Consider the following 23,616-nt stretch of genomic DNA (forward strand, 5'->3'; position numbering starts at 1 on the left):
TCACGAAGAAGCTGTTTTAACGGCGATAACCCTTTAGTGTTCGCGGGTGTTACGGAACACGATGTCCGGATAACGCTCCTGCATCAACTGCAAATTAACCCGGCTTGGCGCCAGATAGGTCAGGTGACCGCCACCATCCACCGATAACTGGTCATGGGCTTTTTTCTTGAACTCGTTGAATTTCTTCTCATCTTCACAAGACACCCAACGTACCGTGTTGATGCTGACCGGCTCGTAAATACAATCGACCTTGTATTCTTCTTTCAGACGATAGGCCACCACTTCAAACTGCAGCACACCGACCGCACCCACGATCAGGTCATTGCTGTTTTGCGGCATAAATACCTGGGTCGCACCTTCTTCCGACAGCTCTTTTAAGCCTTTTTGCAGCTGCTTCGATTTTAGCGGATCTTTTAAACGTACACGGCGGAACATTTCCGGTGCGAAGTGCGGAATACCGGTAAACTGCAGGTTTTCACCTGAGGTGAAGGTATCACCAATCTGGATGGTACCGTGGTTGTGCAGACCAATAATATCGCCCGGCCATGCTTCTTCCAGATGCTGACGGTCACCGGCCAGGAAGGTTAAAGCATCTGAAATACGCACGTCTTTACCAATACGCACATGCTTCATCTTCAGGCCTTTTTCATATTTGCCTGAGCAGATCCGCATAAAGGCAATCCGGTCACGGTGTTTCGGGTCCATATTGGCTTGGATTTTAAAGACAAAGCCCGTGAAACCTTCTTCAGTCGCTTCGACCACACGGTCCTGAGTTGGATGCGCTTTTGGTGGTGGTGCATAGTCGCTAAAAGCATTCAGGACATGGTCAACACCAAAGTTACCCAGTGCAGTTCCGAACAGTACCGGCGTTTGACGACCCGCCAGGAATTCTGCACGATCTAACGGTTCATTGGCCATTTGCACCAGTTCTAAAGATTCTTCAAATGCCGCCCAGGCCAGTTCACCGACTTTTTCACGCAGGTCAGCATGGTCATAGCCATCACGCACTTCAATCTCGGGAATGGTCGAACCAAAACCGGCTTTATACACGTAAAATTTTTCTTCCAGCAGGTTAAACACGCCGGCAAAATCACGCCCGGTGCCCAGCGGCCAGGTAATCGGTACACATTTAATTTTCAGGACGTTTTCAATTTCATCCAGCAGCTCTAAAGGCTCACGGATTTCACGGTCCATTTTGTTGACGAAAGAGATAATTGGCGTGTCACGCATACGACACACCTCCATCAGTTTGATGGTCCGGTCTTCGACACCTTTGGCCCCGTCAATTACCATGAGTGCCGAGTCTACCGCGGTTAAGGTTCGGTAGGTATCTTCCGAGAAGTCTTCGTGCCCCGGGGTATCGAGCAGGTTGATCATCTTGTCTTTATACGGGAACTGCATGACCGAGGTGGTAATCGAAATCCCACGCTCTTTCTCCATTTCCATCCAGTCCGAGGTCGCCGCCCGATCCGATTTACGGCTTTTCACCATTCCCGCCACCTGAATCGCCTGCCCCCATAACAGCAGTTTTTCTGTCATGGTGGTTTTACCGGCATCGGGGTGGGAAATAATCGCAAAGGTCCTGCGCGCCGCGACTTCTTTCGCGAGTTGATCTTTAAACATAAGGGAAATCTTCAATATATACACAGTTTGCGACACACATTTTCATGTGAATCCAAGCCGTGAAGGGATAACTTAAAATTGGCGCAATTGTAGCAGATTTCAGCCAACAATCATTAGAGCACTTGGGCCGGAATCGGTTTAAATTTTAAGTGGAAAATAAAAGTATCTGGAGATCGCGACTTTGCGATAAAAGTTTTCAAAATCACCATCTATTTAGTTTTAAAAGACTTAGGCTTTTCACCGCAGAACAGAACTCCCCATATTTCTTTATCATTTGGAAAAATCAGGGAAAATCAGCATCCTCTCTGCGGATATTTTTGATTTAAATATCTCATTAAAGCCAATTAAATAATAATTATTATCAATAGAGAGTGATATTCAATATCATTTACAGCAGGCTATTTATTCCCCACACTGCATGCACTTTTTTTCGGGGTCCATCCAGAGCGTGTTATGAAATCTTCTCTTTTTTTGCTGTCTTCAATCGGCTTGATGACAGCGCAAGCCTATGCCAACGAAACAGCCAGTACTGTGACTTTACCTACACTCAACTCTTCGGCACAGGCAAGCCTTAGCCTGAAAACGCAAGTAGAGCAAGCCTCCACCGCCAGCAAAGGTATGGCACAACTGAAAGATATTCCTCAAATTGTGAATGTGGTTCCGCAACAAGTCTTAAAAGAACAGAATGCGACCTCCCTGCAAGGCGCATTGCAGAATGTGACCGGTTTAAGTTTTAGTGTCGGAGATGGCCAGCGTGATCAGGTCATGATTCGCGGCTTTTCGGCTATTTCCGATCAGTATGTCGATGGAGTACGCGATGATGCGCTGTATTATCGTGATCTGTCGAATGTAGAACGGGTGGAAGTGCTAAAAGGGCCGGGTTCGGTGTTATATAGCCGGGGTTCAGCAGGTGGCCTGATCAACCGGATCAATAAGAAACCCCTGGATGAAGCACTGCATGAAATCAGCCTGATCGGCAGCAGCTTGGGGCAAAAACGTGCCGAACTTGATTTTGCCGATGCTCTCAATGACCAGCTCAAAGTCCGTCTGACCGGTGCGCTTGAACACTCAGATGGCTATCGCAATCAGAGTTTCGTGAACCGGGAAACTGTAGCACCGTCTGTGCAATGGGATATTTCAGATCGAACCACTCTGCTCTTGCAAGCCGATCATTTGCACGATGACCGTTTGGCCGATCAGGGCTTTCCCATGGACCCGCTGACCGGTAAACCGGTACGTACCAATCCAAAAACATTCTATGGCGCATCCAACGCAAAAGATGTAGGCAATGTCGATACTGAAGTGTCCAGCCAGACGGTTACGCTAGAACATCAGTTCAATGATCAGCTGAAATATCGCGGTGTCGCCCGGCATTATAATTATGCCTTGGACCGGGAATACAGCAACGCCAGTCCAGCAGCAGATCAGGTCACGCTCAGCCAGATTAAACGCATGCGCGATGAAGATGGCATCTTCTTGCAGAATGAATTATCTGGCGTCTTTCATACTGGTCAAATCAAACACGACACCTTAATCGGCACGGAATACAGCCAGCAGCACAAAGATGAAATATTCTGGTTAGGGTCAAAAGCCACGACCGATTTGTATGATCCGGTCTTGCCGCACTGGTCACCGGTCGATACCTCTGCCACTCCAAGAGTCAATACCGCCAGCAAATTTGAAAATTATGCTGTCTATGTACAAGACCTGATCATCCTGAATGAACAGCTCAAGGTTTTGGCCGGGTACGTTCTTTCCCAGTACAGGCATGATAAGAAAAATACCAGCAGTATTGAGCGCGATGACCAGACCCTCTCCCCTCGCCTGGGCGTGGTCTATCAACCGACCAAAAATTTATCTTTATATGCCGCCTATAATCAGTCCTTCCAGCCGCTTGCAGATTCATTCGTGTTTTATAGCAACAGTGCCGACCTGAAACCGACCAAAACCAGAAACCTGGAAGTCGGGACCAAGTATGACATCAATGATCGGCTGAATATAACCCTGGCCGTATTTGAAATGACCCAGAGCAATATCCAAAATAAAATTACGGACAGTAATCCACAAAAATGTCTTGCCGGGCTATGCGGTTTTCAATGCCGCGCTGGGTTATCAGACCGCGCAGTATGATGTAGCGCTGAATCTGAACAGCCTGTTTGACCGTGATTATTTTATCTCAGGACATGGTGAAGGAAACGATTCCAATATGATGGGCGACCCACTGAATGCACAGCTCGCGCTTCGTTATCGTTTTTAATATGTGGGGTAAATGGATGTCATCTGGCATCCATTTTCAAACCATTTTTTCTTGCAACATCGACCGTGATTTTTGAAACATCTGGCTATCTAAAAACAGTACCTTAATCAGACCCGATAATTTCATTTTATACTTGCGGCAAGTCTTCCAAATGCTTGACCTCAACCGGCATCGACAGCAAATAACCTTGTAATTGCTGACAACCCAAACGCGCCAGAATTTCGGCCTGTAATGGCGTTTCCACCCCTTCTGCGGTAACCGTCAATCCCAGTTTGGTCGCCAGCTGGATAATACTTTCCAGAATCATTTCTTCTTTGGAATCGCGATACAGGTCTTTAATAAACGCACGGTCAATTTTTAGCTCATCCACCGGCAGATCTTTTAAATACAGGAAACTGGAATGGCCCGTGCCAAAATCATCAATCGCCAGTTTTACGCCCATTTCTCTTAAGCGTCTAAAACTACGAATACTCGATTCCACATGATGCATGGCAGTGGTTTCGGTAATTTCAATCATGAGATGACTCGGGTCAATCGCATAACGGCGGAATAAGTTTTCTAAGGTGCTAAACAGATGTTTATGTTCGAACTGTACCGCCGACAGATTGACTGCTAATGGAAACAGTTTCAGTCCCTGCTGTTCCCATTGCTGAATCTGTTTGCAGGCCTGCTCGAGGGCCCAATAGCCCATCTGGATAATCAGGCCGGACTTCTCCGCACCTTTAATAAACATATTCGGGGTCAACAGACCATGCACCGGATGCATCCAGCGAATTAATGCTTCGACGCCACAAATCCGCCGGGTGCTGGTGGTAAATTTGGGCTGGTAAAATAGAATAAACTGCTGTTCATCGACAGCTTTATATAAATCATTTAGCAGCTTGGTCTGGCTTTTGGTTTCCTGCTGGTCAATGCTGTAATTAAACACCGAATAAGTGTTACGGCCCTGATATTTTGAAGTCAGCATGGCGGCATCGGCATTCATCAGTACATCTTGCAGGTTGTTGCCGTGCTCCGGGTACATGGCAATACCAATACTGGCCGAAATATTAATACTCTTGCCGGCAATCAGGAAACTCTCCTGTACACTGTGCAGCACATTTTCTGCCGCCTGAATCGCATCCTCAACCGTGGCCTGCTCCAACACCAGCAAGAACTCATCACCGCCAATTCTTAATAATTTTTCCTGCGATTTCAGCTGCTGATGCAGTCGTGTGGTCAGCTGAATCAGCAACTGATCACCAACATGATGGCCAAATACATCATTCACCGCCTTAAAACGGTCCAGATCAATATATAAAAACGCGACATTCTGCTGATTGATGCGCTGGGCGCTAAACAGCAAATGCGCATATTCAGCCAGATATAAACGGTTGGGTAATTTGGTCAGATTGTCCTGCACCGCCTGATTGGCCAGCTCGCGGTTGACCAGCGACAACTGGCGGTTACGCTCTTCCAGACGCTGCTCCAGCACGGCCACACTAAAGGCGGCAACGATCACCAGACTGGTCACAAAAATCACGGTAAACAGCAAGATGCCATTGCCGGTTTTATAGATCGCACCCAGACGTTCCGTATCAATCGGATAGTAAGACACCGAGGCCATGCCGGTATAATGCATCCCGACAATAGCCAGCGACATCATAATGGCAATCATCACCTTATAGTGACGATGGTAAAGCAAGGCATTTTTAAAGCGAAACGCCAGCCAGAAGGTCAGGCCGGAACCACTAATGGCAATGAGCACCGAAAACACCACCAGTAGCGGATCATAGTAGGTCCGGTGATTCTCTACGACCATGCCTAGCATACCAGTATAGTGCATGCCGGAAATTCCGAGCCCCATTAACACTGCCCCAATCACCAGACGGGCAAAAGGCAGGGTGGGTTTGGTGGTCAGCCAGATGGCAAAGGTGGAAGCAATAAAGGCAATAACGCCAGAAAAAATGCTTAGCGGCAGATTAAACGCGTAATTGGCTGGTAACTGGCAAGCCAGCATCCCGACAAAATGCATGCCCCAAATAGCAACGCCAAAGCATAGGCCACTGAGCAAGAGCATGGCTTTTTCAGATTTCTGGCGGATTCCCCCGAGCAGGAACTGCTGGGTTGAGATAGCCAGATAACTGGCCAGAATTGCAACCGCAATTGAACCTACCACCAGGCTAAAGTCATAGTGAATATGAACCATAAAAAGCTTCCGTATAGGTTATTTTTTTGTTGTTACTATACTCAACGCTAAATACTCATGAATTTGCCGCTTTAAAAGATAAAAATAAAACAAGGAATTAAAACTCAAACTAGAATCTTATACTATCGCATTGAGGTCAAGCCTAAATGCGGTTTTTCCGCCCCGAAAGCCATCATTTTTCACGTTGATTTACCAGCTCATCTGCCTTTTGAGTCATTCAACTCAAAAGCATCAAAAAAGGCCAGTACATCTACCGGCCTTTTTCTCACATCCAAGGTCTTATTTGGCTGTACCTGATTGTAACTGACTATAATCCAGTAACACGTTGGCCGCCTCGCTCACAAAGACTTCTTCTTCCGGCAGCGGTGGACGCTGGTTGGCTTTCATTTTGGCCCGTGACTCGGCTTGCGCTTCCAGTGAGGCCTGATAGCTTTCCCAGTTTGGATACGGCGCCAAACCGGTCGCCTGACGACGTACGTTTTCAGCGGCTAAGGTTTTACGCTCCAGCTCAATCAGCTCGGCACGGCGCTGATCTAAATCCAGCACCGCCGTTTTGCCCTCTTCTGCCTGTTTGGCAATATTTTTACGCTCAGTCAGATACTTGAACTGCGGATCAATACTGACCCGGGTCTGCGAAGATTTGGCCAGTTGCGGCACATAAGACTGCACCACACCCTCACGTTTAAATGGTGCGGTGGCAATGGTGTCCCACTTCAGCGCATTCTTGGCCTTACGCTCACCAAATTCTTCATTGTAGATATCTACCAGTTTAATGTCCGGAATCACCCCTTTGTTCTGGGTACTGCCGCCGGTAATCCGGTAGAACTTACGCTGGGTGAGCGTGGCCTGACCATAGGCCAAGGTATCCAGCTGCACCTGTGCTGTCCCTTTACCGGTGGTTGTGCTACCAATCACAATACCGCGCTCATAATCCTGAATCGCGGCTGAATAAATCTCGCTGGCAGAAGCCGAAGCCAGGTTAATCAGGACTGCTAGCGGGCCAGCATAGGTCTGTTCACCGCCATCATTGTCTTCAAACACGCTCACGTTGCCATTGCCATCACGGATTTGTACTACCGGACCCGATTTAATCACCTGACCCAGCATACGTGCCACCTCTTCAAGTGAGCCGCCCGGGTTATTGCGTAAATCGACAATAATCCCGTCGACATTTTTGGCAGCCAGCGTTTTCAAGGCATTGTTGGTATCTTCCGATACCGAACGGTATTCCACCCCGGCACGGCGCGCCCGATAGTTCAGATAAAATGATGGAATTTCAATCACGCCATAGGTATAGGTTTTGCCATCACGTTGAATTTGCACGGTTCGGTTACGCACCCCGGCATCTTCTTCCTGAATAATGTCACGTACCAACGTCACGGTACGTGCCTGACTCATCGAGGCACCCGGACCGAGTAAACGCAAGGTCACTTTGGTGCCACGTTTACCGCGAATCAGACCGACCACTTCATTGCTTGGCCAGCCAATCACATCCACAATTTTCTCGCCATCCTGACCGACACCAATAATCCGGTCGCCAGATTTGACCTGACCAGATTTACTCGCCGGTCCGCCTTCAACAATGGTTTCAATCTTGGTGTAATCTTCATTGCTGCGATCCGGACGAATCGACACCCCAATCCCTTCCAGCTGCAAGGTGGTCTGACGGTTCAGCTCCATTGCATCAACAGGCGGGAAATAGTTGCTGTGCGGATCATAGGTCAGCATCATCGCATTTAAGGTTTTGTCCAGCACATCGTCGCTTTTCAGACGGCTCATGCGTTCCAGCTGACGAGTATAACGCTTGGTCAGGGTTTCCACCGGCGTCATATCTTCCGGGCCGGATAAATCTTGCCCATTGGCCAGTTCTGGATTTTCCTTGAGGGCTTTTTGTTTGGCCTGCTCTTCTTCTTTGCTGATGGTCAGGTTAATCAGCTGGGACACTAGCATTTTTTGCCAGTGGGCTCGCTGCTCGGCCTGAGTCTTAAAGAACGGTGCTTTTTCACGGTCCAGCTCAATGGTGACATTCGGCTGTTTTAAATTCTGCGGTTTTTTCAGCTCGGCCAGCATAAACTGATAAAAGGCCTGCATGCGCTCACGATAGTGCGCATGAATCTGATACGGGCCCGATAAATCGCCAGCTTTTAAGGCGGCTCCAAAATTGGCGCCATATTTTTTCTTGTACTGTTCGACTTCATTGGCCAGGAACAAGGTGTGCTCCGGGTCCAGACTATCGATGTAAAAATCAAAAATGCGATTGGAGGTGTTGCTGTCTAAACGCTGGTTCAGGTAATGCTGACGGTCAACCAAGGTCGCTAACTGGCGTGACACCAAGGCCTGTTCCCGGGTTGGAACAATGGTATTGGAAACAGCAGCAGTATTATTGGCAGCAATGGCTTCGTTGATTGCGTGACTAAAGAAGAATCCCCCAGTTGCCACGGCAACTGCACAAGCTATCGTTTGAAGTTTCATAAATAATGTGTATTTCCTTGGTTTTCGACCAGTAGTACAAGGTTGCTTAGCGACGAATCAAGCAGATTCAAAATCTTAAACAACTTAATCTGTTTATGTCGTGTAGTTTTATCATATTCTGTGCTGACAAAATGTAGCAAATCATTGCAGAATTCAGGTATTGTTTTTCGATAAAAATTTGAATCCGGAACCGATATGATTGGCGCATTGATGCTCGACATCGCTGGCACAGCACTTACTCAAGAAGATATTCAACTCTTACAAGCTCCGCAAGTCGGTGGCGTCATTTTATTTGGTCGAAATATTGAATCACCGCGGCAGGTACGCGCCCTGACCGATCATATGCGTCAGGTACGTCCGGATATTTTAATTGCAGTCGATCAGGAAGGCGGCCGGGTGCAGCGTTTAAAACAGGGTTTCACCCTACTGCCGGCCATGGGCCGTTTTGGCGAGCTGTATCAGCAGCAGCCGGAACTGGCGGTCGAGCTGGCTGAACAGTGCGGCTGGCTGATGGCCACCGAAGTATTAGCGGTCGGTATTGATTTCAGTTTTGCCCCGGTGCTGGATTTAAACGACATCAGCGATGTCATTGGCGACCGCAGTTTTGCCCGCAATATGGACGATATTATTGTGCTGGCACGTGCCTTCTTAAGCGGCATGCAGCGCGCTGGTATGGCCACCACCGGCAAGCATTTCCCCGGTCATGGCTCGGTCAAGGCCGATTCGCATGTGGCCGCTGCGATTGATTCACGTTCTTATGCAGAGATTCAGCAAAAAGACATGCAAAGCTTTATCCAGCTGCAAGCCCAACTGGATGCCCTAATGCCTGCGCATGTAATTTATGATCAGGTCGATCCGAACCCGGCCGGTTTCTCTCCGTACTGGATTCAGACCGTGCTACGTCAACAGCTGAATTTTGATGGCGTGCTGTTCTCGGATGATTTAAGCATGCAGGCCGCCTGTGTGGCAGGTGGTGCCGATGCCCGCATTCAAGCCGCCTTAAACGCCGGTTGTGACATGGGACTGGTCTGTAATGACCGTGCTGCCGCCTGTCTGGCACTGGAAGGCATTCAGGATGTACCGTTACCGAATCAGACCCGTTTAGCGCGTATGCGTGGCCAGATTCCAGAAATTCAGATTGGTGATGTACTGGAGCTCGGCCCGGAATGGCAAGCGGTACGCGACCGTATTGTCCGCTTTAAAGACAGCGGTCAGTAATACCGACAAAGGAACAGGACAAGCTGTTCCTTTTTCTTTATGATGCAAATACATAAATCCAATCCCCCGAATAAATAAAAAGAATAGAGGACCTTGCATGAGCCAACCGCTTTCCGAACATCGCCATATTTCCTTTACCGCCCACTATACCGGCTATATCTGGTTTCAAATGGGCATCTCGCATCCGGTGTTTGCCACCTCAAAAGGCAAGTTTCTGGCTAAACTGGTCCATCCGCTGGAAAGCTGGGCCGAAAAATATGTCGGTGGCAGTATGCGTACCACTCTGAAAGAACGTCACACCATTATTGACCAGCAACTGACCGAGCTGATTGCCCGCAATCCTCGCATCCAGGTGCTGGAAATTGCCTGTGGCCTGTCCCCACGGAGCTGGAATTTCCGCCAGAAATACCCGGAACTGAATTACCGCGAGCTGGATTTACCAGATATGGCCAAGGTGAAAACCGCCGCCTTGCAACAGCTGGACCAGCAGGCACCGGAAGTCTTGAGTGCCGATATTTTCAGTGAAGAATTTGCCCAGATTTTTCAGCATTTTGACCCGCAGCAACCGCTGGTGATTATTAGTGAAGGCTTAATCAATTATTTCGACAAGCCGATGCTCAGCAAACTGCTGCATGGGATTTATCAATATGGACAACATTTTCAGGAACTGCATTACTTGAGTGATATTTACCCTGAACCGGTAAAAAACAAGCTGGCCAGCTTTATGTGGACCAGCAGTAAATTACTGAAAGTCATGTCACGCAGCGCCTTTAGTTTTCATTTTCAAAGTCCGGGCGAAGTCCGAGATTTTGTCAAAGCCAGCGGTTTCGAGCGGGTCGATATTCTGCAACCACAGCACTATTTCCACACTCCAGACCTACCCGCCCCTGAAGAACATTTGGGTGATATTGTCTGGGTGCTGCACGCCTGCCATAAACAGCCCAGTGCCTAAAAGAGAGTTCTGAGCATCGTCAGCCCATAAAAAACAGCGCCTTTGCGCTGTTTTTTAGACACCTCAATTTAGGCAATTGCTGCCAGACAACCTTTTTGACGCTGGATATAACGCAGCAAACGTTCGGCAATATCAAAGCTGCCATGTTTTAACAAGGCGCGAATCTGTTGATCCTGCACTTCAAAAATCAGGCACTCAATCTGGAAACTGCCCTCTTCATCTTGGAGTGTCAGGGCTAAATCACGCTCATATTGCGCAGCCCGTTCTGCCTGTCCGTCTTCAAAACGTAGCAATACGCCAAAAAAGTTCAGATCGACAATTTCCGTGGCAAAGCTTAAATCGGAATGACGGTGTGTTAACTGACTAAATGGCTGCTGCACGGCAATGCGTTCTTCTCCGCGGCGCTCCATGGTCAAGAGCTGGGCACGAGTCATGGGGATAATGCCTTCTAGCGACTGGATCGGCTCATCTCTTAAGAAGGTGGCAAACAGGCGCATGGTTTCTTTACGGCGCTGCAACTGTGGCACATGGTCGGCATTCGCAATCATGGCAAATTCCATGTCCGGACATTGCAGGGCAAAATTGGCATTTTCATGTGGCAAGGTAAAACTGTCATACTGGCCACAGGCCACCAGCACCTTGCACTGCGGAATAGGAACGTGGGTCAGACGCAGCAGACGATTACAATTAATATCATAGCGTTCCTGTTCGGTGGCGGTGAATTCGGCCATTTGCCGGAAGAACAGCCGCTTGGCGGTTGGCGACATGCGGGTCGCTTCCAGCTTGGCATGATTGACCAGATATAAAATTACCGCCTGACCAAACTCATCCATGCGCTGCTCTTTCATTAAATGCAGCGATTCTTCCAGCAGCATACGCCAGCTTTTCCGGGTCTTTTGCATGACACCCATCAGAACCATGCGGTCTATCAGTTCCGGACGCTGATGCGCCAGGCAAGATGCCACCACCGAACCAAGGGACATGCCCAATACCGCGACCTGACTCAAGCCAACAATATCCAGCCAGCGACCGAGCATGGCCGCCAGATCTTCCAGCTCCAGCGTACCGGCAGATACGCCAGTATCGACATTGCTGATTTGCTGGTTGGCGCCCATGGAGGGTAAATCAATCAGGATAATCGGGCCGGCATCAAACAGTTGTTCAACACAGTATTTATAGGAGTTAAAATTCTGAAAAGCACCCCCGATAATCACCATCGGCGTCATGTGCAAGGTGTCTGGGCGAGCAATCGCCATGTATTCAATCTTCCAACCGTCAATCCAGGTTGTACGCGCTGGCTGTTTGAAACTGTGCTTATCGTAAAGATCAAAAAAACCAAAGTGAGCACTTGACTGCCCGACTTCCGAGTCCATTTGGATAATGGAATTCATATTCCTTTCCTCCATTCTCGCGCTTATTTTTATTGTGCAAGAGATGATTTCTAAAATTGAGCAAAAATCGCATCCTGCTCTTTCATTGTTATTTGTATGACTTCAATGTCCATCGTGTTTCATTCTATACAGGTGTCGTTTTGACACGCAACCTCTTCTGCAACCACTTGTCTGCTTTTAAACAGGAAACAATTTCAAAATGTTTAGCGCTTTTCCGGCTTTCCTGCGGAAAATTCCATCAAACTGCTTCATTGTCCCGACCTAGACTGTTAATATCGAGGAGAAATTTCTAAGTGATCAAACCGCTATGCACGAGTCTATTGAACAATATATGCAAACGGTAGGACAACAAGCGCGCCAAGCTTCCGCAATTCTGGCAAGTGCTTCTACCCAAACAAAAAACCATGCTTTATCTGCTATTTACACTGCGCTTGAAAACAGTGAAACAGCAATTTTAGCTGCCAACCAGATTGATATGACCAAAGGTCGCAACAACAATCTGGATAGCGCCCTGCTTGATCGCTTAGAACTGACTCCCCCGCGCTTTAAAGGTATGTTACAGGGCCTGAAAGATGTGATTGGCCTGCTTGACCCGATTGGTGAAATTACCGATATGGCTTATCGTCCGTCGGGCATCCAGATTGGCAAAATGCGAGTACCTTTGGGCGTGGTCGGCATGATTTATGAATCCCGTCCGAACGTAACCTTAGAAGCGGCCTCGCTGGCGCTAAAATCAGGCAATGCCATTATTTTACGTGGCGGTTCAGAAGCGTTGGAATCGAATAAAGCCATTGCCGAAGCCATTCAGCATGGTCTGAAAACCGCAGGCTTGCCAGAAACGGCGGTACAGGTCATCAATACACCAGATCGCGCTGCTGTAGGCCAGTTAATTACCATGTCGGAATATGTCGATGTGATTGTGCCACGTGGCGGTAAAGGCTTAATCGAGCGCATCACCAATGAAGCCCGTATTCCGGTAATTAAGCATCTGGATGGTAACTGTCATGTCTTTGTCGAAGCACAGGCTGACTTACAAAAAGCCCTACCGATTGCCCTGAATGCCAAAACCCATCGTTATGGCGTCTGTAATGCCATGGAAACCCTGTTGGTGGATGAAGCCATTGCAGATGAGTTTTTACCGCGCATTGCCGAGCTGTATGCAGAAAAACAGGTCGAGCTCCGTGGCTGCGCCGAAACCCAGCGCATTTTAGGCGATAGCGTTAAAACGGCTACCGAAGACGACTGGTATACCGAATATCTTGGTCCGGTTCTGGCCATTAAAGTGGTATCGGGTCTGGATGAAGCGATTACCCATATCAATAAATATGGCTCGCATCATACCGATGCCATTATTACTGAAAACTTCAGTCTGGCGCGTCAGTTCCTGGCCCGTGTTGATTCCAGTTCAGTGATGATTAACGCCTCTACCCGCTTTGCCGATGGCTTTGAATATGGTTTAGGGGCGGAAATTGGTATTTCTACCGATAAAATCCACACCCGCGGCCCGGTCGGTCTGGAAGGTCTGACCTCGCAAAAATGGGTGGTGTTTGGAGATGGCCAGATTCGCCAATAACTCACTTTTCTAAATATATGGATGTTCAGCCTTTGCGGAGGCTGAACATTTTTATGCTGTTTTCCCAGCCTATTCCACCGTACACTGTCTTAAGAATGAGAATAAGAGGTGGACAATGTTCTATTATTTAATTGTGACCACATTTGTTCTGGCGCTGCTGGTGTCATTTGTGGTGATGCGTATTTTTTCCAGTTCCATTAACCGTATTCTGGCACGTATTATTCATGATCCGATTCATGAAGCTTGGGCCAGATATACCAAATTTGCCGGCATGGTGGTTGGAACATCCTCCGGAATCCGGATTTATGACATGGAAAAATACATTACCCCGCTCACCTATAGCGAAAACGACCAGAAAATTATTATTGAACTGACGCAGGAACGCTGGTTTCTGGAAATTTACCGCACCTTAATTGAAACCCTGCAAGGATTGGCCTGGATGATGCTGGTATTTTTTATGGTGGCGCTATTTGCCTATGTGATTGTGCGCTGGTCGGAAATGAAGTATCAGAAACCTTGAATATGAAGGAATAAGAAATATTTTCAAACAGTTCTGTCAGATGCTTTGATTCAAGGCGTGTTATGGTAAAGAGAAGAACAACGCGACTGGACATGACTACTATTTTATTAATAAATGAAATCTATCAACCGATAAATTTTAGTTATTATTCCCGAAAGGGTCGATAGTGCTTAAGTCTAATCTCCTAAAGTCTATCTAGAAGCGATACCCATCCCATGATAAAAATTAGTTATTGATCAAGATTGCACCGTGTTGGAACAGGTGCAGATCAATACGGGATACAAATATTTCAATTAGAATTCGGGTAAAACAACGTGTCTACAACTGTATTAGTAATTAACTGCGGATCTTCTTCAATTAAATACGCGCTTGTTTCTGAACGTCGCGAAGACCGTATTTTTGGTTTGGCTGAAAATTTAGGATCTGCCGAGGCACGTATTAAAGGGATCACTGTCGGAGGTGAACCGCTCGAACTTTCTATTCCGCATGCAGATCATGAAAAAGCCTTAGAAACCATTTTATCGCGCTTGTCACAATACAATCCTCAAGCGATTGGCCACCGTGTGGTACATGGCGGTAGCTTGACCAAAGCCGAGCGCTTAACCCCAGAAATTATTCAACGCATTCGTGAAGCAACCCCACTGGCACCGTTACATAACCCGGCGCACCTGGTAGGCATTGAAGCGACCATGCGTTTATTCCCTGAATTACCTCAAGTTGCTGTATTTGATACCGCATTCCACCAAACTATGCCTGCGCACGCTTATCGTTATGCCGTGCCAAAATTCCTGTACACCGATCATAACGTACGTCGTTACGGCTTCCACGGCACCAGCCATGCCTATGTTTCTGAACGTGGTTCAGAACTGGCCGGCAGCCTGAAACAAGGCGGCTGGTTAACAGCGCACCTCGGCAATGGTAGCTCGACCTGTGCCATCTGGAACGGTGAAAGTGTAGATACCTCTATGGGCCTTACCCCACTTGAAGGTCTGGTGATGGGTACCCGTAGTGGTGATGTAGATCCATCTTTACACACTTTCCTGGCCAGCAACCTGGGTTGGGATATCTACAAAATTGACAAGATGCTGAACAGCCAAAGCGGTCTACTCGGTTTATCTGGCCTCTCTAACGATATGCGTACCCTGATTGAAGCTTCTGAACAAGGCAATGAAGATGCAACCCTGGCCATTGAAGTGTTCTGCTACCGTTTAGCGAAATCTTTAGCAGCCTTAAGCTGTGGCTTACCGCGTCTAGATGGCCTGTTCTTCACAGGTGGTATTGGTGAAAACTCGGCTTATATCCGTGAAAAAACCCTGTCTTACTTACCACACTTCGGCTTTAACTTTAGCAAAGAGAAGAATGACAGCCTGAAACGTGGCACCGAAGGTCGGATCGATAACGGTACTGGTCCACAAATCTGGGTGGTTCCAACCGATGAAGAAGGCCGTATCGCCAAAGAAACCAGCGCGGTGGTGGAGTCTGAGTTGGGAGCAACTCCGGCAAAAAAGTCTGAATTAGAAACTGCGATTGCTTAAGCAATCGCAGTTTTACCCTGTTTACTTTTGGCTGATTTGAATAATACCTTATGAAAACAATTCTACTTGTCCCGACTGGAGAAGGTGTTGGTCTAACATCTGCATGTTTAGGTCTGGTGTATGCTTTGGAATGCCAGGGCATTAAACCCGGTTTCGTCAAACCTTTCTCTCAAGAATTACAGCCTGAAAACGAACGGACGACAGCGCTGTTTGAGCATGTATCTAAAACCAAAACGGTTCAACCCATTCCTTATGCACAGGTGGTGCATCAACTGAGCCATGACCAGCAAGATGAATTACTGGAAGAAGCGGTTCGTTTACACCGTGAAGTGGCCAAACAACATGACCTGATTATTGTCGAAGGTCTGTTACCGAATTTCCGTGACAGCTTCGCAGATGACCTGAATGCCCTGCTGGCTCAAGCCCTAGATGCACAGGTAGTGATTGTTAGCGGTGCCGACATCAACAATCCGCTTCGGTCTGCTGAACGAATTGAACACCAGATTCGTAACTTCGGTGGTGCAGAATCAAATCGTTTACGCGGTGTGCTGTTTATGCGTACCAAAGGTTTGCCAGAAGATTCTGCGCAAATTCCTGTGACGATTGATCCAAACCTGCGTTTACTGTCAGATACCAGCAAGTTTGTGGCCAGCATTCAGCAAACTTATAGCTACATTGGCACAGAAAAACTGCCAGTGATTGGTTTGGTACCATTTAGTAATACCCTGAGCGTGCCGCGCCTGTCTGATCTGGCGGCGCATATTTCTGCCCAGTGGATTCATGAAGGCGAAGCCAATACACGCCGTGTGTTACATAGCAGCCTGATTACTTCGAATATCAAGCATGAACTGCACAAGTTTGTGGCCGGTGAACTGATTATTACCGCAGCTGACCGTACCGATGTACTACTGGCCAGCAGTCTGGCAAACAGCAATGGCATTCCTTTAGCAGGCTTAGTCTTAACCGAGCAGCATCAACCGAATGAACAGGCCTTAAATTTCTGTCAAACTGCCATCAAGCAAGGTTTACCAGTATTACATACCCCTTTAACCACCTTTGAAACGGCGCAACAACTCTCGACTTTCGGTAATGAAATTCCGGTCGATGATATTGAACGCGCTGAACAGGTAACCCGTTTTGTGTCCAGCCATATTGATCCGGAATGGTTAAACTCGCTGATTAGCGGTGCGCATAGCCCACGTTTATCGCCTTCTGCCTTCCGTCATGAGTTGGTACAAAAATCAATTGCGGCGAAAAAACGCATTGTTTTACCTGAGGGTGATGAGCCACGTACAGTTCAGGCTGCGGCCATCTGCCAATCGCGTGGTATTGCGCACTGTATCTTGCTGGCCAAACCTGAAGCCGTAGTTGAAGTGGCCAAAGCCCGTGGTATTGAATTGCCGCATGACTTAGAAATTATTGATCCAGACCTGATTCGCGAAAACTATGTCGAGAAAATGGTTGAGCTGCGTAAAGGCAAACTTAACGAATTACAGGCTCGTGAACAGCTTCAGGATACGGTAGTTTTAGGTACCATGATGCTGGCGCTGGATCAGGTTGATGGCTTAGTTTCAGGTGCAGTACACACCACGGCCAATACCGTACGTCCGGCCTTCCAGCTGATTAAAACCGCACCTGAATATTCACTGGTATCTTCAGTGTTCTTTATGCTGCTGCCAGATGAAGTTTATGTATACGGTGACTGTGCAATTAACCCGGACCCGGATGCAGAACAACTGGCTGAAATTGCCATTCAATCTGCTGACTCGGCCAAAGCCTTTGGTATTGACCCGCGTATTGCCATGATCTCTTACTCAACCGGAACTTCAGGTGCCGGTGCCGATGTAGAAAAAGTAGCGCAAGCGACTGAAATTGCCAGACAGCGCCGTCCAGACCTGCTGATTGATGGCCCGCTGCAATACGATGCTGCATCGGTTGAAAGCGTTGGTCGTTCTAAAGCGCCAAACTCTCAGGTGGCTGGTCGTGCCAATGTGTTTATTTTCCCTGATCTGAACACGGGTAATACCACTTATAAAGCAGTACAACGCTCTGCCAATGTGGTGAGTGTTGGCCCAATGTTGCAAGGTTTGAACAAGCCGGTAAATGACCTGTCACGCGGTGCATTGGTCGATGATATTGTGTTTACCATTGCTCTAACTGCAATTCAGGCTGAACAGCAGTCTGCTTAAACAACTGTTTTTAACAAGCTCCGCTTCACCCACCCTGTCGAAAGATAGGGTGGTTTTTTAATTTAGACCAGACGTATCAAATACATCTCATTTTCTGTATAGGTTAGGTGGTAATCACATGCCTTTAACATTAAAAAATAACAACGAAGTTTTTAAACAGATCTTTGAAATCGCCAATCAATTTGACAAAGAGCAAGAAAATTATCTCATTGCGTATTCCCATTTTTTAAATTATTTCAAAAAAACAGATGTACTCACCCTGGATGACATTGTTATCGGCATCAGCTTTACCTATTCGTGGATGCCGACTATTTTGAAAAAAATTGATTTAACTGCAGCAGATGATCTGATCAAAATATTTAACAAAGCAAAACAAGGTCATCAATTAACAGTACCAGAACTTCAAACACTCAAAAGTGCATTCAATAACTCTCTTGTCGGTGTATCTAAATTGTTGCACTTTATTCATCCTGAACACTATGCGATTTGGGATAGCCGTGTATTTAGATTCTTAAGCGGCAACGAACCCCATAACTTCGCATTTAAACGTCCTGAAACTTATCTGGAATATCTAACGCTTCTGGACGAATTAAAAAATGAGGCGGTTTTTGAAAGTTTTTATCGTTTAATGCAAGACAAAGTGGGGTATCAGATTTCAGCATATCGAGCTTTAGAACTTGCCTTCTTTAAAGGAGGATAAAGCAAAGCTATAAACAAATTTTGAGAATTGAGAATTGAGAATTGAGAATTGAGAATTGAGAATTGAGAAAAATATTATTTTTATCAGGCTAAAATGAAAAAAGAAGATAAAGCTTAGGCTTGATCTTCTTTCTGACCATACATCCAAGTTGCAGCGATATATACACAAAAGCCCGCAACCATCAAAATACCTGTTGTCATCTTTAAAGTCTCATTTTTGGATGTGACAATTATGCGAAATTTTTATGACAGTTATATGACAAAACCGAAATATTTAAATTTTATTAAATAATTAAAATTCAACAACTTAATAAAATTTCATCTAAACTTAAGCTGTAATATGACATTAATTTCAGCTCAAATATAACAAAACCACCCGCCAAATACAGTAAAAATCACCCAAAATCCCGCGTAAAAGCATCACTATAAACTTTCGGCCAATCCGCTTCTAAAACGCCCACAATGCCGTCATTTTGTCTTATAATTTAGCCCGCTAGCTATCAGCCCGCTCAAGAGAATTTTGATATGACAACTATTATCAAGCAAGATGACTTGATCACATCGGTTAAAGATGCGCTTCAGTTCATTTCTTACTATCACCCACAAGATTTCATCCAAGCGATGAGCCGTGCGTATGACCGTGAAGAAAACAAAGCTGCAAAAGATGCGATTGCACAAATCTTAATTAACTCTCGTATGTGTGCAGAGGGTCACCGCCCAATCTGTCAAGATACCGGTATCGTCAACGTATTCGTTGAAGTGGGCATGGATGTTAAATTTGATTTAACAATGAGCTTAGACGACGCGATTAATGAAGGTGTGCGTCAAGGTTACCTAGAAAACTCAAACGTCCTTCGTGCATCTGTACTTGCTGACCCTGCATTTGGTCGTAAGAACACCAAAGACAACACCCCTGCGGTGATCTACCACAAACTGGTTCCAGGCAACAAAGTCGACATTACTGTTGCAGCCAAAGGTGGCGGTTCAGAAAACAAATCTAAACTGGCAATGCTTAACCCATCTGACTCAATTGTAGATTGGGTACTGAAAACTGTTCCAACCATGGGTGCAGGCTGGTGTCCACCAGGTATGCTCGGTATCGGGATCGGTGGTACTGCTGAAAAAGCCATGATGCTTGCCAAAGAAGCACTCATGGAAGAGATCAACATGGACGAACTGCTTCGTCGTGGTCCACAAAATAAACTTGAAGAACTTCGTATTGAAATCTTCGAAAAAGTAAACGCACTCGGTATTGGTGCACAAGGTCTGGGCGGTTTAACCACTGTACTTGACATCAAGATTAAAGATTACCCTTGTCACGCTGCGGGCAAACCAGTCGGTATGATTCCGAACTGTGCTGCAACACGTCACGCACACTTCACTTTAGATGGTTCAGGCGTTGCCCATATTCAGGCACCACGTCTTGAAGATTATCCTGAAGTCACTTGGGACTCATCTTCGTCTAAACGTGTTGACCTCGACAACATCACCCAAGAAGAAATGAACTCTTGGCAGCCAGGCGACACACTGCTGCTGAACGGGACCATCTATACCGGCCGTGATGCTGCACACAAACGTATGGTTGACATGCTCAACAACGGTGAAGAATTACCGGTTGATTTGAAAGGCAAGTTCATCTATTACGTAGGCCCTGTTGATCCAGTCGGTGATGAAGTGGTTGGCCCTGCAGGTCCGACAACAGCGACTCGTATGGACAAATTCACACGTCAAGTACTAGAAGCGACTGGCCTTTACGGCATGATTGGTAAAGCAGACCGTGGTCCTGCAGCCATTGAAGCGATTAAAGACAACAAAGCAACTTACCTAATGGCTGTGGGCGGTGCTGCGTACCTGGTATCTAAAGCAATCCGTGAAGCTGAAGTGGTTGCTTTTGAAGACTTGGGTATGGAAGCGATCTACAAGTTTGTAGTAAAAGACATGCCGGTATCTGTCGCAGTTGACGTAAACGGTACTTCTGTACACGCGACTGCGCCAAAAATCTGGCAAGCTAAAATTGGCAAGATTCCAGTGGTTGATGCCGCTGCTGGCTAATTAACGCTGTTGAAGCGATTAAAAAAGCACCCAAATCTGGGTGCTTTTTTATTTCTCAATATCAAGCATTTTTACCAGGTGCGTGGGTCCCACAATTTAAATGGCTTGGTCAACTGCACATCGCTGGCCGGGTCATAATCAGCATGTTTGATTTTTTGTGCCTTGGAGCGAATTTTACCGGTGCTCTGGTCTTCAGCCACAAAATTATAACTGTGCGATTTCAATTGAGTAAAAGCAATTTCATTGAGACCTACCGTTTCCGGCATCATGATTAAGGGACCAGAAACCGTGCGGCGGGTACTGCTATTTTCTTCATCATATTTAATAAAATAGGACTTGCCTGCTTCAACGGAAAAATCCAGATACTTCGGCTTTTGGAAATGCTGCACGCCTAAAGGACGACTGGTAGATAAACGGTAATCTCCGGCTGGCAATTCAATCCAGTAATAATGATTATGCAGCAGGCTTGGAATGCGTTCGCTATTGATAAATAGGCTGGAGGCTACAATTTCCTGACGGTTCCAGCGTGAATCCGGACGATATAAATACACCACGGCGGCCTGATCATGCTGCGGCTGAATGGCTTGAAAGCGCTGACCCAGTTTCTGATTGACCCAACCGCCAATGGTAAACATGCCAAAGCGGTACTGTTCCAGCAAACTTGGCTTTTCATTCTGGTCAATAGCTTTTAACGTAGAGGTGGGCGGCAGCTGCGCCTCGGTTGACGACTTCCCATGACAGCCAGCCAATGCGACAGCCAGAAATACGATTGATATAGCACGCATGAACATCCCTCATTCCTTCGTTTTTATTTTTACACTTAACACTTTTTCAATATTTTTATTGGGTTTGGCATCCAGGCCCTGATGCAGAGATTAGCACTCTGTCTTGTTTTTTCAAATAAAAAACGTGCGAAAACCGTTGATTTCCGCACGTTTCTGACGAATAGCGTCTTAAGCCGTTTTTGAATTCACGACTTTTAAATCGGCTTTCGGCTGTTCTACCGCAGCTTCTTTGCTTTGACGTTCCGGTTTTAATTCTGGCTTGGCCTGACCATTAATCACTGCCTCCGTGATAATAACCGTGCCTACATCACTACGACTTGGCAAGTCATACATGATTTCAAGCAAGGCATTTTCCAGAATTGAACGCAGACCACGCGCACCTGTATTACGTTCCAAGGCTTTTTTCGCCACCGCACTTAATGCAGCGTCATCAAAGATCAGGTCGACATTTTCCATCTCGAACAGATATTCGTATTGACGCGTCAAGGCATTCTTCGGCTCGGTCAGAATCTGCATTAATGCATCTTCATCCAGCTCATCCAGCGTTGCAATAACTGGCAAACGGCCAATAAATTCCGGAATTAAACCGAATTTCACCAAATCTGTTGCTTCAACCTGACGGAACAGTTCAGACAGTTTTTTGCTTTCATCCTTGTTACGTACTTCAGCGGTAAAGCCAATACCACCTTTTTCCTGACGTTGCTGCACAATTTTCTCTAGACCCGAGAATGCACCACCACAGATAAACAGGATGTTGGAAGTATCAATCTGGATAAATTCCTGCTGCGGATGCTTGCGGCCACCCTGCGGCGGAATAGAAGCCACTGTGCCTTCAATCATTTTCAGCAAGGCCTGCTGCACACCCTCGCCCGATACATCACGGGTAATCGACGGGTTTTCAGACTTACGGGTAATCTTGTCGATTTCATCGATATAGATAATGCCTTTTTGCGCCTTTTCGACATCGTAATCGGCTTTTTGCAGCAGCTTCTGCACGATGTTTTCTACATCTTCCCCCACATAACCGGCTTCGGTTAAGGTGGTGGCATCAGCCATGGCAAACGGAACATCCAGCAAACGCGCTAAGGTCTGTGCCAATAAGGTTTTACCCGAACCGGTTGGACCCACCAGCAGGATATTACTTTTGGCAATTTCGACTGCATCATTGGTTTTCTGACCGTTATGCGTGACTTTCAAACGCTTATAGTGGTTATAAACTGCCACCGATAAAGTCTTTTTCGCCAGGTCCTGACCAATCACATACTGATCCAGTGCAGCGCGAATTTCATGCGGTTTTGGCAACGGACGGGCGGCCCAGTCACTCGACTCAACTTGTTGACTGGTCTGAACCAGATCCAGGCATACGTCCACACATTCATTACAGATATATGCGTCCTCGCCTGCAATCAGCTTCCCGACTTCAGACTGCGTTTTACCGCAAAATGAACAATGTTTTTGTCCTTGAGGATGTTCGGACATATTCTCTCCAATTTAAATCTTTAAAACTTATGGACGCTTAGATAACACTTCGTCCACTAAACCGTATTCTTTGGCCTGCTGTGCAGTCATAAAGTTATCACGGTCGGTATCTTTGGCCACTTTTTCATAGTCCTGGCCACTGTGCTCTGCCATTAAACGGTTCAAGCGCTCTTTAATGAACAGGATCTCACGCGCATGAATTTCAATATCAGAAGCCTGACCACGGAAACCGCCTAAAGGTTGGTGAATCATGACCCGGGCATTTTCCAGGCAGTAACGTTTGCCTTTGGCACCGGCATTCAGCAGGAATGCACCCATGGACGCTGCCTGACCCATACAGTAAGTCACCACATCTGGCTTGATAAACTGCATGGTGTCATAAATCGCCATACCGGCAGTAACTGAGCCGCCTGGCGAGTTAATGTATAAATGAATATCCTTATCTGGGTTCTCTGCTTCTAAAAACAACATTTGCGCCACAATCAAGTTGGCCATGTTGTCTTCAACCTCACCCGTTAAAAAAATCACCCGTTCACGCAAAAGACGTGAATAAATATCAAAAGAACGCTCACCACGAGATGATTGCTCAACGACTACTGGAACCAATGCGTTATCAATTGATGGAACATACATACGTTTATTTATTCCTAAATTCTTGTGAGTTCACCCATGATCACAATATG

15 protein-coding genes and 1 pseudogene are annotated in these 23,616 nt (G+C 46.7%); 9 read left to right on the plus strand and 7 right to left on the minus strand.

Annotated features, from left to right (window positions below; translation table 11 throughout):
* Window positions 1–33 precede the first annotated feature (33 nt).
* Window positions 34–1,623, minus strand: coding sequence for a peptide chain release factor 3 (locus FTU69_RS03205; protein ID WP_005180132.1), 1,590 nt, complete (start codon window positions 1,621–1,623; stop codon window positions 34–36).
* 453 nt (window positions 1,624–2,076) lie between these two features.
* Here FTU69_RS03205 and FTU69_RS03210 point away from each other — a divergent pair.
* Window positions 2,077–3,880: pseudogene (locus tag FTU69_RS03210) on the plus strand (TonB-dependent receptor).
* A gap of 127 nt (window positions 3,881–4,007) precedes the next feature.
* On the opposite strand, the gene FTU69_RS03215 reads toward FTU69_RS03210, so the two are convergent.
* Window positions 4,008–6,068, minus strand: a complete 2,061-nt coding sequence (locus FTU69_RS03215) for a bifunctional diguanylate cyclase/phosphodiesterase (RefSeq protein ID WP_180103480.1) — start codon at window positions 6,066–6,068, stop codon at window positions 4,008–4,010.
* Window positions 6,069–6,347: 279 nt separating this feature from the next.
* Complete coding sequence (locus tag FTU69_RS03220; protein ID WP_180048546.1) at window positions 6,348–8,540, minus strand: carboxy terminal-processing peptidase; 2,193 nt, start codon at window positions 8,538–8,540, stop codon at window positions 6,348–6,350.
* Window positions 8,541–8,735: 195 nt separating this feature from the next.
* Here FTU69_RS03220 and nagZ point away from each other — a divergent pair, with 195 nt between their 5' ends.
* Together nagZ and FTU69_RS03230 are read left to right on the plus strand one after the other, a co-directional pair.
* Complete coding sequence (gene nagZ, locus FTU69_RS03225) at window positions 8,736–9,758, plus strand: beta-N-acetylhexosaminidase (RefSeq protein ID WP_180103481.1); 1,023 nt, start codon at window positions 8,736–8,738, stop codon at window positions 9,756–9,758.
* Between the two features lie 97 nt (window positions 9,759–9,855).
* Window positions 9,856–10,710: a class I SAM-dependent methyltransferase gene (locus tag FTU69_RS03230; RefSeq protein ID WP_087662421.1), complete on the plus strand. Its 855-nt coding sequence runs from the start codon at window positions 9,856–9,858 to the stop codon at window positions 10,708–10,710.
* A gap of 68 nt (window positions 10,711–10,778) precedes the next feature.
* On the opposite strand, the gene FTU69_RS03235 is transcribed toward FTU69_RS03230, so the two are convergent.
* A complete protein-coding gene (locus tag FTU69_RS03235) occupies window positions 10,779–12,101 on the minus strand; it encodes an alpha/beta fold hydrolase (protein WP_180103482.1) in 1,323 nt (440 codons plus the stop codon).
* Window positions 12,102–12,408: 307 nt separating this feature from the next.
* Between FTU69_RS03235 and FTU69_RS03240 the strand changes: the two genes are divergently transcribed.
* The 6 genes from FTU69_RS03240 to FTU69_RS03265 all read left to right on the plus strand — a co-directional run bounded on the left by FTU69_RS03240 (window position 12,409) and on the right by FTU69_RS03265 (window position 20,669).
* Window positions 12,409–13,674: a glutamate-5-semialdehyde dehydrogenase gene (locus FTU69_RS03240; protein ID WP_180103483.1), complete on the plus strand. Its 1,266-nt coding sequence runs from the start codon at window positions 12,409–12,411 to the stop codon at window positions 13,672–13,674.
* Between the two features lie 115 nt (window positions 13,675–13,789).
* Window positions 13,790–14,194 carry a hypothetical protein gene (locus FTU69_RS03245; protein ID WP_005180148.1) on the plus strand — a complete coding sequence of 135 codons (405 nt, stop codon included), beginning with the start codon at window positions 13,790–13,792 and terminating at the stop codon, window positions 14,192–14,194.
* A gap of 314 nt (window positions 14,195–14,508) precedes the next feature.
* Window positions 14,509–15,729: an acetate/propionate family kinase gene (locus FTU69_RS03250; RefSeq protein ID WP_075167436.1), complete on the plus strand. Its 1,221-nt coding sequence runs from the start codon at window positions 14,509–14,511 to the stop codon at window positions 15,727–15,729.
* A 50-nt stretch (window positions 15,730–15,779) separates the two neighbouring features.
* Window positions 15,780–17,918, plus strand: coding sequence for a phosphate acetyltransferase (gene pta, locus FTU69_RS03255; RefSeq protein ID WP_180103484.1), 2,139 nt, complete (start codon window positions 15,780–15,782; stop codon window positions 17,916–17,918).
* A gap of 118 nt (window positions 17,919–18,036) precedes the next feature.
* Window positions 18,037–18,618, plus strand: coding sequence for a hypothetical protein (locus tag FTU69_RS03260; RefSeq protein WP_005180155.1), 582 nt, complete (start codon window positions 18,037–18,039; stop codon window positions 18,616–18,618).
* A 524-nt stretch (window positions 18,619–19,142) separates the two neighbouring features.
* Window positions 19,143–20,669, plus strand: a complete 1,527-nt coding sequence (locus tag FTU69_RS03265) for a fumarate hydratase (RefSeq protein ID WP_005180157.1) — start codon at window positions 19,143–19,145, stop codon at window positions 20,667–20,669.
* A 71-nt stretch (window positions 20,670–20,740) separates the two neighbouring features.
* On the opposite strand, the gene FTU69_RS03270 is transcribed toward FTU69_RS03265, so the two are convergent.
* The 3 genes from FTU69_RS03270 to clpP all read right to left on the minus strand — a co-directional run bounded on the left by FTU69_RS03270 (window position 20,741) and on the right by clpP (window position 23,566).
* Window positions 20,741–21,454, minus strand: coding sequence for a DUF2846 domain-containing protein (locus FTU69_RS03270; RefSeq protein WP_005180158.1), 714 nt, complete (start codon window positions 21,452–21,454; stop codon window positions 20,741–20,743).
* Between the two features lie 168 nt (window positions 21,455–21,622).
* Window positions 21,623–22,933: an ATP-dependent protease ATP-binding subunit ClpX gene (clpX, locus tag FTU69_RS03275; protein ID WP_180103485.1), complete on the minus strand. Its 1,311-nt coding sequence runs from the start codon at window positions 22,931–22,933 to the stop codon at window positions 21,623–21,625.
* A 27-nt stretch (window positions 22,934–22,960) separates the two neighbouring features.
* A complete protein-coding gene (clpP, locus tag FTU69_RS03280) occupies window positions 22,961–23,566 on the minus strand; it encodes an ATP-dependent Clp endopeptidase proteolytic subunit ClpP (RefSeq protein ID WP_005180162.1) in 606 nt (201 codons plus the stop codon).
* Window positions 23,567–23,616 lie beyond the last annotated feature (50 nt).

The organism is Acinetobacter sp. YH12134 (genome assembly GCF_013418555.1).
In the GTDB taxonomy this organism is placed as follows: domain Bacteria; phylum Pseudomonadota; class Gammaproteobacteria; order Pseudomonadales; family Moraxellaceae; genus Acinetobacter; species Acinetobacter indicus.

Excerpts from the sequence above, each read along its gene's own strand:
- FTU69_RS03205 (WP_005180132.1), bottom strand. The coding sequence starts at position 1,623 with ATGTTTAAAGATCAACTCGCGAAAGAAGTCGCGGCGCGCAGGACCTTT.
- FTU69_RS03215 (WP_180103480.1), bottom strand. The coding sequence starts at position 6,068 with ATGGTTCATATTCACTATGACTTTAGCCTGGTGGTAGGTTCAATTGCG.
- FTU69_RS03220 (WP_180048546.1), bottom strand. The coding sequence starts at position 8,540 with ATGAAACTTCAAACGATAGCTTGTGCAGTTGCCGTGGCAACTGGGGGA.
- nagZ (WP_180103481.1), top strand. The coding sequence starts at position 8,736 with ATGATTGGCGCATTGATGCTCGACATCGCTGGCACAGCACTTACTCAA.
- FTU69_RS03230 (WP_087662421.1), top strand. The coding sequence starts at position 9,856 with ATGAGCCAACCGCTTTCCGAACATCGCCATATTTCCTTTACCGCCCAC.
- FTU69_RS03235 (WP_180103482.1), bottom strand. The coding sequence starts at position 12,101 with ATGAATTCCATTATCCAAATGGACTCGGAAGTCGGGCAGTCAAGTGCT.
- FTU69_RS03240 (WP_180103483.1), top strand. The coding sequence starts at position 12,409 with ATGCACGAGTCTATTGAACAATATATGCAAACGGTAGGACAACAAGCG.
- FTU69_RS03245 (WP_005180148.1), top strand. The coding sequence starts at position 13,790 with ATGTTCTATTATTTAATTGTGACCACATTTGTTCTGGCGCTGCTGGTG.
- pta (WP_180103484.1), top strand. The coding sequence starts at position 15,780 with ATGAAAACAATTCTACTTGTCCCGACTGGAGAAGGTGTTGGTCTAACA.
- FTU69_RS03260 (WP_005180155.1), top strand. The coding sequence starts at position 18,037 with ATGCCTTTAACATTAAAAAATAACAACGAAGTTTTTAAACAGATCTTT.
- FTU69_RS03265 (WP_005180157.1), top strand. The coding sequence starts at position 19,143 with ATGACAACTATTATCAAGCAAGATGACTTGATCACATCGGTTAAAGAT.
- FTU69_RS03270 (WP_005180158.1), bottom strand. The coding sequence starts at position 21,454 with ATGCGTGCTATATCAATCGTATTTCTGGCTGTCGCATTGGCTGGCTGT.
- clpX (WP_180103485.1), bottom strand. The coding sequence starts at position 22,933 with ATGTCCGAACATCCTCAAGGACAAAAACATTGTTCATTTTGCGGTAAA.
- clpP (WP_005180162.1), bottom strand. The coding sequence starts at position 23,566 with ATGTATGTTCCATCAATTGATAACGCATTGGTTCCAGTAGTCGTTGAG.